We start from the raw sequence: 12,277 nt of genomic DNA, 5'->3' as shown, positions 1-12,277 counted from the left end.
GATGGCGATGTCATTTTTTCAATAAACGACTGATAAATAAATGAAATATTGATTACGAAATTCGGTTTTCCCGTTTGGCGGGTCGTTCAAGCTGCGAAATTCGGACAGTCACCACGTAAAACGCTGCCTGTAGATGTCTTTTCATGGACAGGGGAACACCTGCTCCCTAAAGTGGCGTTGTATCGGTTCTGCAAGTGTCAAAAACCCGCGCGGATGAAAAGGGAATACGGTGAGGACGACCCAAGTAAGGGCCGAAACCGTGGCTGCCCCCGCAACTGTGAACGGCGAGCGATGTCCATCATGCCATTGGCCTCAAGGCCGATAAGGCGGACAAAGCCCAGACCCGTGAGCCAGGAGACCTGCCGATACGCATGCCGCGAAAGCGGTTCTCACCATCACCGCGCGGAGGGCGCGGAAGAAAGGACTTTGTCACATGCATATAGAAGTCGGCATTATCGATCCGGCCAGGGTGGCGCTTGCCAATGCCGCAGCGCTGTCGCTGGTTGCCTCTCAACTCCCTGCACTTTGGCGTCATCCCCTGATGCTCCCGAAGACGGCGCTTGCCGCCATTGCTTTCTCAATCATGATGCAGGTCTGGCATCTGCCAGTCGGGCCATCGGAATTGCACCTGATCGGTGCGACCACCATTTATCTTCTCTTCGGCTTTACGCCCGCCATGCTGGGCTTTGCGCTTGGCCTCGTCTTACAGGCATTTCTATTCGAGCCGGGGGATATTCCTCATCTCGGCGTCAATGCCCTGTCGCTGATGCTGCCGATGATGGTGGTGCATTATACCCTTGGGAAGCGTCTTTTTTCCGGCGAAATCGGCAAGCGCTTCAATCTCGCCAGAGTATTGGGGCTGGATGCCACCTATTATGCCGGGGTGTCGGCCATGGTCGGTTTCTGGCTGGCTATTTCTAACGACGGGCTTGCCTTTGCCAATTGGGGACGCTGGGTCATTGCTTATGCACCGGTATTTGCCATTGAGGCATGCATCACGTTTATCATCGTCCTCGCCGTACGGCGGATACGGCACCTTCGCGTGACCAGCCAGATCACCGAGATCGACCGTTTGACCTTTGCCTGAGATCAGCGCAGTTTAAGAGAATGGGAAGCGCGCGTGCGATGGCCGCGCGCTTTTTTCTTTGAAAATCCCACCGCGATGGGTTAGGCGCGCTAGGACTGCATCATGTAGAGAGCAGCCGGTTGGAATGTTTATGACGTGTTTGAGCAATAAAATTGACTTACGCGCTTGAACCAGATCACCAACGCGAGATGGCAGCGACATAAAGGGGCCAAGCGATGCGCATTTTGAAAGAAGCTTTTTTTCCCGAGCTTCCCAACTATTATCGCGGCAAGGTCAGAGAAAATTACGATCTGCCCGATGGCAGCCGTATCATTATATCGACAGATCGTTTGAGCGCTTTCGACCGTATCCTGGCTTGCATCCCTTATAAAGGTCAGGTCCTGACGCAGACGGCGCGCTACTGGTTTGAACAGACCGCCGATATTTGCCCCAACCATGTCATTGCCTATCCCGACCCTGCCATTGTCATCGGCAAGCGCCTGACGATCCTCCCCGTGGAAGTGGTGGTGCGCGGCTATCTGGCCGGCACGACCGGAACGTCGATCCTGACGCTTTATAAGAAGGGGCAGCGAACGATGTATGGCATGACATTGCCAGACGGCATGCGTGACAATCAGAAACTGCCGCAGGCGATCATTACACCGACCAGCAAGGAATTCGACGGTGGTCACGATGCACCGCTCACACCCGCAGAAATTATCGATAACGGCCTGTTGACGCCTGATCAATGGCAGCAGCTTTCCCAATACGCGCTGGCTCTTTTCGCTCGCGGCCAACAGAAGGCGGCCGAGCGCGGCCTTATTCTCGTCGATACCAAATATGAATTCGGCACAGACGAGGCCGGGAACATCCTTCTGGCTGATGAAATTCACACGCCAGACAGTAGCCGTTACTGGATTGCTGAGACTTATGAACAGGCCTTCGCCCAGGGAACCCGGCCGGCAAGCTTCGACAAGGACTTCGTACGGTCATGGGTGGCGGAACGATGCGATCCGTATAAGGACGACATTCCAGAAATTCCACAGGACTTGGTCGAGGCAACCTCCAAAGTGTATATCCAGGCCTATGAGGCCATTACAGGATTGACGTTCCAGGCTGATGATTCCGGTGAAACGCCCTTTGATCGCGTGAAAGCAAATCTCTTCTCCTATCTCGACCGGCGCTAACGATCATGACAGCGCCAAAAACCACAGGCAAGCCCACCGGACGAAGCGCTGGCAAGCGGGAACCATGCCGCCCGCGCAGGTCACGTCGTCCGGCGGCCGAAACGCGCCAGGAAATCCTGCGGGCGGCGGAGGAACTGTTTCGCCAGCGCGGGTACCAACAGGTGGCGATGGCGGATATCGCAGCAGAGCTGGAAATGTCTCCGGCCAATGTATTCAAGCATTTTCATTCCAAAACCGCGCTGGTCGATGCGATCGCGACAGCCCATCTCGAAAAACTAATGGCCGGGCTCGCTGACCTGGAAATGCTTTCTTCACCACAGATGAAGTTGCTGCAGATCGCCGAGCGGCTGCTGACTAAACTGCTGCAGGACGTTTGCGACAATCCGCACTTGTTCAAAATGATCGTGCTGACCACCGATCTGGAACTCACCGCCGCCGACCTCTACAGGGAAAAGATTTGCGCAATTTTCGAAAAAATCGTCCTTGAAGGCGTGGCGACGGGCGACTTTTTCGTAACCGATCCGCATCATACTGCATCCGTCATTGCCACCGCTTTGGAAGGGGTTATCCATCCACTTTCAATCACGCGGGAAAAGCCCGAGATTCTCCATATTCGCTGCCGGGATCTGATTGGCCTGGTGACTACCGCACTGCAAAATCCACTTGCAAAGTGACGGTTGTTAATTTACGTCACAAGATAAGCCGTTTGTAGGCGAGCCGTGTCCTTGATGCCATAGCGCAAAAAACATCGGTCGATAGAGCGGTTACGGAATGTTATTGTCTTGTGATCATTTTCTTTTACTGAAACTGTCAGAACAAGACTATCTCGGAAATTAGGATCTGCGCATGGCCAGACATCTCACCCTGTCATCCATTATTCTCGTGGCGGCGATTGCGCTGAGCGGATGCAGCGATGACGGGAAAAAGCAAGCCGGCGGCCCGGGAGGACCAGGGGGTCCCGGAGGCGAAAGACCACCAAGCCCAGTCAGCGTTCTCGCGATTAAAAAATCCACCGCACCGCTGACGACCATATTGTCGGGCCGTGCAGAAGCTTTCCAATCCGCTGACATTCGTCCACGGGTCGGCGGCGTGATCAAGGAAATCGCCTTCAAGGAAGGCAGCTTCGTCAAGGCTGGCGATCTGCTCTACAAGATCGACGAGGATACCTATAGGGCTTCATTGGATGAAGCCAAGGCGACCTTGGAAAAGTCTGAGGCGAGCGTACCAGCTGCCCAGGCAAATCTTCAGCGCTATGAGCGTCTGGCCAATACCGGTGCATCGCAAAAAGAATATGAAGATGCCCAAACGACGCTGCTCCAGGCAAAGGCATCCGTGTCTGAATCGCGCGCTTCTCTTCAAACCGCGCAGATCAATCTGGATCTGACATCCGTAAAGGCGCCTTTCGATGGTGTCACGTCGGCAACCAATTATTCGATCGGCAACGTGGTCACGGCCAGCCAGACAGAATCGTTGATGACTCTGCGGCAGATCAATCCGATCTATATCTCCTTGAACGAATCCAGCGTTAATCTTCTGCGCCTGCGCGCCGCCATCGCCGCCAGCAATCTCAAGCGCAACGGCAACAAGGCGGATGCCGAGACGACCGATATCCGGCTGACGATGGAGGACGGCACTGACTATCCGCATGTCGGCAAGATCGACATGTCCGAAATGGCGGTCAGCACCTCAACCGGAACAGTGACCATTCGTGCATTGTTCGATAATCCTGACAATCTCATCCTGCCCGGCATGTATGTCCGCGCTACGATCACCGTTGGCGAAGAAGACGGTTATCTCATTCCTCAACGCGCCGCCAGCCGCAATGCCAATGGCGACCTGACCGCCAAATTCGTAAACGCAGACAACAAAGTTGAGACCCGGACATTCCGCAGCAGCAAGCTGTCTGGCAACAACTGGCTGGTCAATGACGGCATCAAGGAAGGCGACCAATTGATCCTCGATGGCTTCCAGTCGATCACCGACAACGCCACGGTCAAGCCGGTCCCATCGGAAATCGACTCTAAGGGCTTTGTTATTGCGCCAGCAGCAGGCAAAACTGCAACGGAAGCACCGAAATCATGATGTCAAAGGACATCTCCTGCAACATCGTGATCAGGAATTAACTCATGTCAAAATTCTTCATACGGCGACCGATTTTCGCCTGGGTGATCGCGATCGTGATCATGCTTGGCGGCGGGCTGGCTATCACCAGCCTGTCGATTTCGCAGTACCCGGAAATCGCACCACCATCCGTAAAAATCAGCGCCACTTATACAGGTGCCAGCGCCGATACCGTCAAGAAGACCGTTACTCAGATCATTGAAGACGGAATGACAGGGCTGGATGGCCTGACATATATGACCTCTTCATCGACGTCTGGATCGTCATCCATCACGTTGACATTCGACAACAGCATCGATCCGGACATGGCTCAGGTCCAGGTCCAGAACAAGCTGCAACTGGTGGAATCGCAATTACCGTCCGTGGTGCAGAATCTCGGCATCGAAGTGACGAAATCGACTTCCAGTATTCTGTTGGTCGGTGCCCTCGTCTCCACGGATGGCAAGCGCACATCGGCGGACCTCGGCGATATCTTTTCCGCCCAGATTGAAGACCAGGTGAAACGCCTGGAAGGCGTCGGCAATATCAATGCATTCGGCTCCGCCTTTGCCATGCGCGTCTGGCTTGATCCGTTCAAATTGCGCAAGTTTCAGCTGACACCTGCGGATGTCACCTCAGCCATTGAAGCACAGAATACCCAGATTTCGGTTGGCTCGGTCGGCGGTCTTCCTGCCGTGGAAGGACAGCAAATCAACGTCACGATGACAGCTCAGAGCCAGCTGACCACTGTGTCGGACTTTGAGCGGATCATCCTGAAGGTCGATACCAGCGGTGCCAATGTCCGCTTGAGCGATGTGGCCCGGGTTGAAATCGGCCAGGAAAGCTACACCTCCACCTCGCGGTCGAACCGTCAGGCGGCATCCGGCTTCGCGGTTAATCTTGCAACGGGAGCGAATGCTCTCGATACGGCGTCGCGTGTGAAGGCCAAGCTGGCGCAGATCGCTCCGGCATTGCCTCAGAATGTCAGCATCATCTATCCTTACGACACAACGCCTTTCGTATCACTTTCGATCGAAAAGGTCGTTCATACGCTGATTGAAGCCATCGTCCTCGTCTTCTTTGTCTTGTTGATCTTCCTACAGAACCTGCGGGCGACATTCATTCCGATGATCGCCGTGCCTGTCGTTTTGCTTGGTACGTTTGGCATTCTGGCGCTGACGGGATATTCGATCAACACACTGACCATGTTCGCCATGGTGCTTGCCATCGGCCTTCTCGTCGATGATGCCATCGTCGTGGTGGAAAATGTCGAACGCATCATGACCGAAGAGGGCCTGCCCCCCTGGAGGCGACCCAGAAATCCATGGGTGAAATCACTGGCGCCATCGTCGGCATCGCCCTGGTGCTGACGGCCGTGTTCGTTCCCATGGCGTTTTTCGGTGGCTCGACCGGCATTATCTATCGTCAGTTTTCGGTCACCATCATTTCGGCGATGCTGCTTTCAGCAGTTGTCGCACTGGTCCTGACACCTGCGCTTTGCGCGACGATACTGAAACCGATAGACAAGAGTCATAGGAAGACGACCGGTCCAGCCGCGTGGTTCAATCGCAATTTCGACCGCACGACCAATGGCTACGTCTGGTCCATTGGTCATCTGCTGAGGCGCCCGCTCCGGCTTCTGTTGATATTCGCGGTACTGGTCGGCGGTTGCGCCTGGCTGTTCCTGCGCCTGCCCTCCTCCTTCCTTCCGCAGGAAGACCAGGGTGTGCTGATGACGATCGTCCAGCTTCCAAATGGCTCGACCTCGGCGCAGACCGGCGAAGTGATGAAAAAAGTTGAAGATTACCTGCTCGACAAGGAAAGCAGCGTTGTCGATTCGGTTTTCGCCGTCAATGGTTTCAGCTTCAACGGAAGCGGCCAGAACTATGGCCTGGTTTTCGCCAAGCTGAAGGATTTCGACCTGCGCAAGAAGCCGGATATGGCCGCAAGTGCCATCGTCCAGCGAGCGATGGGTTATTTCATGACCATTCGTGAAGCGCAGGTCTTTCCGATTCTGCCACCGGCCATTCAGGGCATGGGCAATTCCAGCGGTTTTTCCTTGTATCTCGTCGATAACGGGAACCACGGCTCGGAAGCGCTGTCTATCGCTGCGAAACAACTGCTGGCGCAGGCCAATAGCAGCGGCGTTATCACCGCCATGCGCCCGAACGACCGCGATGAGGAAAGTCAGGTCAAGCTTATTCTCGACCAGGAAAAACTGAGCGCCATGGGCGTGACGATTTCCGACGCCAACTCAATGCTGACGACCATTTTCGCCGGCACCAATGTCAATGACTTCACGCTGAACAACAAGATCAAGAAGGTCTATGTCCAGGCCGATGCACCCTACCGCATGCAGGCCGAGGACATAAAATATTGGGATGCCCGCAATTCGAGCAATGAGATGGTCCCCTTCTCATCGTTCACGGACGCAAAATGGGTCAACGGGCTTCCTTCGATTTCGGCTTTCAACGCTGTCACCGCCTTCTCGCTCGACGGTTCTGCGGCACCCGGCGTCAGCTCCGGCGACGCAATGAATGAAGTAGAACGTCTGGTTTCCAAGATGGAAGGCGGCTACACCGTCGCTTGGCAGGGCATCTCCTATCAGGAAAGACTGTCAGGCTCGCAGGCGCCCTTGCTCTACGCCTTGTCGGTGTTGATCGTCTTCCTATGCCTGTCGGCACTCTACGAAAGCTGGTCGATCCCGTTCTCGGTGATCATGGCCGTGCCGATCGGTGTTCTTGGCGCCGTTGCGGCAGCAACTTTGATGGGGCAGGACAACGATGTCTACTTCAAGGTCGGGCTGCTCACCACAATCGGACTGGCGGCAAAGAACGCCATTCTGATTGTCGAGTTTGCCAAGGAGCGGCAGGAACACGGATTGAGCCTGATGGATGCGACCCTGGAGGCGGCAAGACTCCGTCTTCGGCCGATCATCATGACATCACTCGCCTTCATTCTTGGTGTCGTTCCGCTGGCAATTGCCACTGGCGCGGGCTCTGCAGCGCAGAATGCAATCGGCATCGGCGTACTCGGTGGTATGCTTTCTGCAACACTGCTCGGAATTTTCTTTGTTCCATCCTTTTTTGTCATTGTCAGACGTGCTTCAAACCGTGCAAAAGCCAAAGAAGAGCTGTTACAAGCTGAGCAGAAACGATAGGTTAAGAAACAGTTGCCGCGCCCAATAAAAGCGCGGCATTTTCGAGATTGTGGCGGTCGCGGCCCATTGCTTGCTCGGCGCGCCTTCGGATTGAAACAGGGATAGAATAGATGGTCTCCGTACGCTTAGCTGCGCCCTTTGCAATGCTGCTTCTGTCAGGTTGCGTGATGGGGCCCGAGCACAGCCCGCCACAAACCGCACTTCCTGCCAAGTTTACTGAGGGCGGCACGAAGTCTGCGCAAGACACGACCACAGTTCAGTGGTGGACGGCGTTCAACGATGCGCGCCTCAACACGCTGATCAACCAGGGCGTCAACCAGAATCTCGATGTTCTGCAGGCACTGGAGCGGATCGAGCAGGCGCGCGCGACCGTCGTCACCTCATCTGCCGGCGGCCTGCCTAGCCTGACAGGTACGGCAAGCGAAAGCGGCAGCCAGACCAATGGCGGCTATAATTCTCAGCCTCGGGCCTGGGAATCCAAAGGCGAGCTTTCCGCGTCCTGGCTTCTCGATCTCTGGGGTCAATATCGCCGCGCCAAGCAGAGCGCTACTGCATCGCTTGATGCCGCCTATGCCAGCGTCGATACCTCTCGCCTGACCTATCTTTCCGATCTGGCAACAGCCTATATCGATGCCCGCTACTATCAGGCTCGAATCGCAATCGCCAACGAAGCCGTCAAATCTCGCCGCGAAACCCTTGCGCTGACCAAGCTGCAGCTTGAGGCCGGTGCAGCTTCGCGCCTCGACGTCGTGCAGTCCGAAGGTCTGGTCAACTCGCAGCTGGCGGATATTCCCGGTTTCGAAGCCAATTTCTATAGCAATGCCTATCACATCTCGACGCTTCTTGGCCTTCCGGCCTCGACGCTCATCAACGATCTGAAGAAGCATGCTCCTCAGCCGGTTGCCCGTCGTGTGGTTCTGTCGGGAATTCCGGCTGATCTGATCCGCAACCGTCCTGACATTCGCAAGGCCGAACGCGATCTGGCCGCCGCCGTTTACGACATCGGCAATGCGCAGGCGCAGTTGCTGCCTTCGATCACGCTCAGCGGCTCGATTTCGCCGTCCTATGTGCATTCCAACACCCATGGCACAGCCAATACCTGGTCCTTTGGCCCGTCACTCAACCTGCCGATTTTCGATGGCGGCACGCTGCGTGCCAATGTCAAGAACGCCCAGTCGGTCGCTCGTGAAAAATACCTGGCCTGGAAGCAGACTGTGCTGAACGGCGTCGAAGACGTTGAAAGCGCGCTTGCTGCCTATAACCGCGATGCTCGCGCCGTTGCAGCCAATCGCGCCTATGTAAAGTCCTATAAGGAAGCGCTCGAACTTTCGACCGCATCCTATAAGGACGGCGCGTCGTCCCTGCTCGATGTCCTGGATGCGCAGCGTGAGTTGACCACCGCTCAGGCAAGCCTTGCCGAGTCGATCCAGCAAATGGCCAATGACTATGTGACACTGAATGTGGCCATTGGCGGCGGTTATAATTTTAATGGCAAGGCCCAGGCTATTGAAGCCACTGTCAAGCCTGCGGATATCCCGCCAGCGCTTGCCAAAGCCAAGTAAACACCAGACTTCTCATGCAAACGCCCGGCGATCCTGATCGCCGGGCGTTTTTTATTGATGGTCACTTTGTTTGCATTGCGTATTGCCGACAGCGCTGAACATAAGCGTCTTTAAAGTTCCCGCATAACAGCAAAAAGCCCGGCTCGCGAAAACGAACCGGGCTTTTCCTTAATCAAACATCAGCCAGAAACGACAGATGAAGGCGCCGGAGTGCCGGACATCAGTCCTTGGCACGCTCAACATAGGAGTTGTCTTCAGTGGCAATCACCACGCGGGTTCCGGCATTGATATGCGGCGGTACCAGGGTGCGGATGCCATTGGAAAGCATCGCAGGCTTATAGGACGAGGATGCCGTCTGGCCTTTGACGACCGGTTCGGTTTCCATGATTTCCAGCGTCACATGGCGCGGCAGGTCAAGCGCCAGCGCAACACCTTCATACATGGAGATAACGCAGGTCATGCCTTCCTGGAGATAGGCCTTCTGGTCGCCCATGGTCTCGACATCCACGACGATCTGGTCGTAGTTTTCCGGGTTCATGAAGTGGAAGCCCTCACCATCCTCGTAGAGGAACTGGTGGTTGACGTCTTCGACGAAAGCGCGCTCCACCTGCTCGGTCGTGCGCCAGCGTTCCGACACTTTCACGCCGTCAACAATGCGGCGCATGTCGATCTGGGTCACCGGCGTGCCTTTGCCGGGATGGAAGTTTTGCGCGGTAAGCACGACATAGAGCTTGCCGTCGACTTCGAGAACATTGCCCTTGCGGACCGAAGAGGCGATGACCTTGACCATTCGGAATTCCTTGTATCTCTCAAACACACATCGTAAAGGACGACCCGGCGCCCCTTTGACATGCTGTGACGTTGCATGGGGCGCACCTAACCCAAATTTGCCGAAATAGCCAGCCCGTGTTGCAGCCGAATTACCGGCCAAGGACGAAAGATTAAGAGTGCAATGACTGGAATGAGCGAAAAGCGCCTCTCCGCCTCTCCCTGGTGGACACCGCGGGTCCATGCCGACCGCCGCCCCTTCCTGCTTGGCCGCAATGCCATCCAGGCCGCCCTGCGGCTCTATTTCAGCCGTCACGACTTCCTGGAGGTCGACACGGCAACCTTGCAGGTGTCGCCCGGCAATGAGGCGCATCTGCATGCCTTCGCAACACGCGCTATCGGCAATGACGGGAAATCGCATCCTCTTTACCTGCATACATCACCGGAATTTGCCTGCAAGAAACTGCTGGCCGCCGGTGAGCCTCGTATCGCCTGCTTTGCCCATGTTTACCGCAACCGGGAGCGCGGTCCCCTGCACCACCCGGAATTCACCATGCTGGAATGGTATCGCGCCGGAGAACCCTATGAGCGGCTGATGGACGATTGCGCCGCCATCCTGGCCCTTGCCGCCGAAACGACCGGAACCCGGCAATTTTCCTTCCGTGGCGGCGTTTGCGATCCCTTTGCACCGTTTGAGCGGCTTAGCGTTGCGGACGCTTTCGAGCGCCATGCGGGCATCGATCTTCTGGGCAGCGTGTTTGCCGGTGGCGAAACCGACCGCGACCATCTGGCCGCACAGGTACGGCAGGTGGGCATGCGCGTCGCCGAAGATGATAGCTGGGCCGATCTATTCAGCCGGGTGATCGTTGAAAAAGTCGAACCGCATCTGGGCTTTGACCGACCCACCATTCTCGATCGCTATCCAGTGGCGGAAGCCGCCCTTGCCCGGCCTGCGGCCGAAGACCCGCGTGTCGCCGAACGGTTTGAACTTTATGCCTGCGGTGTCGAACTGGCCAATGCCTTTGGCGAACTGACCGATCCGCAGGAGCAACGCCGTCGCTTCATGCTGGAAATGGCGGAAAAGCAGCGGGTCTATGGCGAGACTTATCCGCTGGACGAGGATTTTCTGGAAGCGCTGGCCATCATGCCCGAAGCGTCAGGTATCGCGCTCGGTTTCGACCGGCTGGTGCTGCTGGCGACCGGTGCGCAGCGGATCGATCAGGTGTTGTGGACGCCGGTGGCGGAGCCGCAGCCGTGACCGCTCCCGTCAGAACCGTGAAAACAGTCGGAGAGCTGGTCGAGACCGGACTTGTTGCTGCCGAAACCGGTCCGGAATTGGACGCGGTGGCTGCCCGCTACGCCATTGCCATTACCCCCGCAATGCTGGCGCTCATCGACCCAAAAGACCCCAAAGACCCGATTGCCGCGCAATTCGTGCCGCAGGCTGGCGAATTGGTGCATCAACCCGTGGAGCGGGCCGATCCGATCGGTGACCATGCCCATAGCCCGGTGGAGGGCATTGTGCATCGCTATCCCGACCGGGTTCTGTTGAAGGTGGTGCATAGCTGCCCGGTCTATTGCCGTTTCTGCTTTCGCCGTGAAATGGTCGGGCCGGACGGTGATGGCCTGCTCTCCGGCCCGGCGCTAGACGCGGCCATAGCCTATATTCGTGACCACAAGGATATTTGGGAAGTGATCTTTACCGGCGGCGATCCGCTGGTTCTGTCGCCACGCCGGCTGCGGTCAATCTTGCAGCAATTGGGCACCATCGATCATGTCCGGATCATCCGGTTTCACAGCCGCGTTCCTGTCGCCGATCCGGCCCGTATCGACAAGGATCTGATCGACGCCTTGCAGGCAAGCGGCAAGACCACCTATATCGCCATTCACGCCAACCATCCGCGCGAGCTGACGCCGCAAGCCAGGGCGGCGAGCGCAAAGCTTCTGCAAGCCGGCTTTGCACTTTTAAGTCAAACGGTGCTGCTGAGGGGTGTCAATGACGATGCTGGCGTGTTGGCGGAGCTGATGCGCGCTTTCGTCGACATGCGTATCCGGCCTTATTACCTGCATCACCCGGATCTGGCGCCCGGCACCGGCCATTTCCGCCTCAGTATAGAAGAAGGCCAGGCCATCGTCTCGGCTCTGCATGGGCATCTGTCCGGTCTCTGTCAGCCGACTTACGTACTGGATATTCCCGGCGGCCATGGCAAGGCGCCAATCGATGCGAGCCGGATCAGCAAGGAAGGCGATCAATATCGGGTCACGGACTTCCATGGACATCACCATATCTATCGCGATCAGTAGAAATAGCCTTCGCAATCAAAAGTATACATTTTTCAAATATACAACTTTTAGAAAATTCAGATAAACCCAAAAAAAGCCGAGAATATTAAACCTTAAAGATTTGAAACTTCAACGATCCTGTTAGAATCTT

Annotated in this window: 8 protein-coding genes, 1 pseudogene and 1 riboswitch; of the genes and pseudogenes, 8 read left to right on the top strand and 1 reads right to left on the bottom strand. The window is 56.2% G+C overall.

Translation table 11 applies throughout. The features are described 5' to 3' along the window. The first annotated feature begins 166 nt into the window (after nucleotides 1-166). Nucleotides 167-381: riboswitch (cobalamin riboswitch) on the top strand. 52 nt (nucleotides 382-433) lie between these two features. From IEI95_RS28840 to IEI95_RS28815, 6 genes and pseudogenes are all read left to right on the top strand, one after another. Further along, the gene (locus IEI95_RS28840; RefSeq protein WP_156535762.1) at nucleotides 434-1,087 is read left to right on the top strand and encodes an energy-coupling factor ABC transporter permease; all 654 of its coding nucleotides are present in this window, start codon (nucleotides 434-436) and stop codon (nucleotides 1,085-1,087) included. Nucleotides 1,088-1,302: 215 nt separating this feature from the next. Beyond that, nucleotides 1,303-2,253 (top strand): phosphoribosylaminoimidazolesuccinocarboxamide synthase, encoded by a 951-nt coding sequence (locus IEI95_RS28835; RefSeq protein WP_012654290.1) that lies wholly within the window; start codon nucleotides 1,303-1,305, stop codon nucleotides 2,251-2,253. A gap of 5 nt (nucleotides 2,254-2,258) precedes the next feature. Then, nucleotides 2,259-2,927 carry a TetR/AcrR family transcriptional regulator gene (locus IEI95_RS28830; protein ID WP_156535761.1) on the top strand — a complete coding sequence of 223 codons (669 nt, stop codon included), beginning with the start codon at nucleotides 2,259-2,261 and terminating at the stop codon, nucleotides 2,925-2,927. Nucleotides 2,928-3,099: 172 nt separating this feature from the next. Continuing rightward, the gene (locus IEI95_RS28825; protein WP_156535760.1) at nucleotides 3,100-4,335 is read left to right on the top strand and encodes an efflux RND transporter periplasmic adaptor subunit; all 1,236 of its coding nucleotides are present in this window, start codon (nucleotides 3,100-3,102) and stop codon (nucleotides 4,333-4,335) included. Nucleotides 4,336-4,379: 44 nt separating this feature from the next. Then, a pseudogene (locus IEI95_RS28820) lies at nucleotides 4,380-7,513 on the top strand (efflux RND transporter permease subunit). 110 nt (nucleotides 7,514-7,623) lie between these two features. Next, a complete protein-coding gene (locus tag IEI95_RS28815; RefSeq protein ID WP_156538578.1) occupies nucleotides 7,624-9,075 on the top strand; it encodes an efflux transporter outer membrane subunit in 1,452 nt (483 codons plus the stop codon). Between the two features lie 220 nt (nucleotides 9,076-9,295). On the opposite strand, the gene efp is transcribed toward IEI95_RS28815, so the two are convergent. Then, a complete protein-coding gene (efp, locus tag IEI95_RS28810; protein WP_012654285.1) occupies nucleotides 9,296-9,865 on the bottom strand; it encodes an elongation factor P in 570 nt (189 codons plus the stop codon). A gap of 162 nt (nucleotides 9,866-10,027) precedes the next feature. Here efp and epmA point away from each other — a divergent pair, with 162 nt between their 5' ends. Next, nucleotides 10,028-11,101: an EF-P lysine aminoacylase EpmA gene (gene epmA / locus IEI95_RS28805; protein WP_194417279.1), complete on the top strand. Its 1,074-nt coding sequence runs from the start codon at nucleotides 10,028-10,030 to the stop codon at nucleotides 11,099-11,101. Then, nucleotides 11,098-12,147 (top strand): lysine-2,3-aminomutase-like protein, encoded by a 1,050-nt coding sequence (locus tag IEI95_RS28800; RefSeq protein ID WP_194417278.1) that lies wholly within the window; start codon nucleotides 11,098-11,100, stop codon nucleotides 12,145-12,147. The genes epmA and IEI95_RS28800 overlap by 4 nt, the downstream gene beginning before the upstream one ends. Nucleotides 12,148-12,277: the final 130 nt, after the last annotated feature.

Origin of the sequence: Agrobacterium vitis (genome assembly GCF_014926405.1) — a bacterium.
Classification (GTDB): domain Bacteria; phylum Pseudomonadota; class Alphaproteobacteria; order Rhizobiales; family Rhizobiaceae; genus Allorhizobium; species Allorhizobium vitis_H.
This window is presented reverse-complemented; position numbering and strand designations above follow the sequence as displayed.